General features: G+C 33.4%; 2 protein-coding genes and 1 pseudogene. 1 reads left to right on the forward strand and 2 read right to left on the reverse strand.

Translation table 11 applies throughout. The features are described 5' to 3' along the window. Positions 1 to 8: 8 nt before the first annotated feature. Together ABID39_RS07880 and ABID39_RS07885 are read right to left on the reverse strand one after the other, a co-directional pair. The gene (locus ABID39_RS07880; RefSeq protein ID WP_354187616.1) at positions 9 to 314 is read right to left on the reverse strand and encodes a BrnA antitoxin family protein; all 306 of its coding nucleotides are present in this window, start codon (positions 312 to 314) and stop codon (positions 9 to 11) included. After that, positions 292 to 592 (reverse strand): annotated as a pseudogene (locus ABID39_RS07885) (BrnT family toxin). The gene ABID39_RS07880 and the pseudogene ABID39_RS07885 overlap by 23 nt, the downstream one beginning before the upstream one ends. Positions 593 to 811: 219 nt before the next feature. Here ABID39_RS07885 and ssb point away from each other — a divergent pair. Then, positions 812 to 1,017: single-stranded DNA-binding protein (gene ssb / locus ABID39_RS07890; protein WP_354187618.1), on the forward strand; the 206-nt coding region annotated here is incomplete at its 3' end.

Here is a 1,017-nt window from a genome sequence, read left to right on the forward strand (position 1 = left end):
AAATGAGTTTATCGCATTGAACGAAGCATAGCGTCACGTAAAATGGCATTAATTCTTGTCTGATAGCCTTTGCCTTGGCTTTTAAGCCATGCCAGCACATCTGAATCTACACGCACCGTTGTGACAGTCTTAGTTGGTTTGTAGAATGGGTTACGCACTGCATTTTTCCAAAATGCATCATCTAGTGGTGGAATATCACTATGATCAATTGTGCTATCCGGCATTACAGCCAGTTTTTTAATTTCAACTCTTTGTTTATCTGTTAAAGGTGATAAGTTGCCTACATCAATTTCATAACGAATTTTCTTCTTCATAACGTTTTCTCTCTTTCAAATTGGCACGTCGTGCTGAAATAATATGGATTACCTCTATGCCATCTTTATCATCATGAACAGTATGAGCTACAAGGAGTAATAGAAAACCATCCACAAGACCTAAAGTTTGCCAACGATATTCTCCGTTTTCAATACGGTCTTGATTTAACCATAGCAAATGGGTCAGTAAAAACACGTGCAGCTATTTCAAAACTTACACGGTGCTTTCTAATATTACTTTTCGCTTTAGCTTCATCCCATTCAAATCTTATTTTCATGTCTTATGTTAATACATTTATGTATGTATATCAAGAGTTTTAAATACAAGACTTAAGTACCTATATATCACGTTTTTTTGATGAATAATTTATCAAACAAAAAATATAATGTGATACTTTAAAAAACTGTTATTAATATACTGTAAATATTGAATAAACATAAATATTATGTTAAGATTTTGTACGTGTTTAAAGTACAAATCTAATAGGACTACAAATATGCTTAATAAAGTGATTTTAATTGGTTATCTAGGAGCCAATCCTGAAAGTAAAACAATGACCTCAGGTACCGAGGTAGTCAATTTTCGTATGGCAACTTCTGAAAGCTATACAGACAAGGCTACCAATCAAAAAGTAGACAAAACAGAATGGCATTCGGTTGTGGTCTTTAATCCGCATCTAGCAAAAATAGCTCTTCAGTATCT

The organism is Bartonella japonica, from assembly GCF_040545385.1.
GTDB lineage: Bacteria > Pseudomonadota > Alphaproteobacteria > Rhizobiales > Rhizobiaceae > Bartonella > Bartonella japonica.